We start from the raw sequence: 278 nt of genomic DNA, 5'->3' as shown, positions 1-278 counted from the left end.
CAACAACCTGGCCAACGTGTCGACCACGGGTTTCAAACGTGACCGCGCCGAGTTCCAGGACTTGCTCTATCAGATCAAGCGCCAGCCAGGCGCCCAGTCGACCCAGGACAGCGAACTGCCGTCGGGTCTGCAAGTGGGTACCGGTGTGCGCATCGTCGGCACCCAGAAAAACTTCACCGCCGGCAGCCTGCAAACCACCGAACAGCCGCTTGACCTGGCGGTCGACGGTCGCGGTTTCTTCCAGATCCTGCAGCCGGACGGCACCACGTCCTACACCC

1 protein-coding gene is annotated in these 278 nt (G+C 63.3%); it reads left to right on the top strand.

Annotation, left to right across the window (positions count from 1 at the left end):
• A partial coding sequence (locus SB772_RS40260; RefSeq protein WP_410838552.1) for a flagellar hook-basal body complex protein occupies positions 1-278 on the top strand: 278 nt, incomplete at both ends.

Source organism: Paraburkholderia sp. SIMBA_030, assembly GCF_046535245.1.
Classification (GTDB): domain Bacteria; phylum Pseudomonadota; class Gammaproteobacteria; order Burkholderiales; family Burkholderiaceae; genus Paraburkholderia.
The sequence above is the reverse complement of the archived record's forward strand: the minus strand, read 5'-3'. Positions and strand labels throughout refer to the sequence as shown.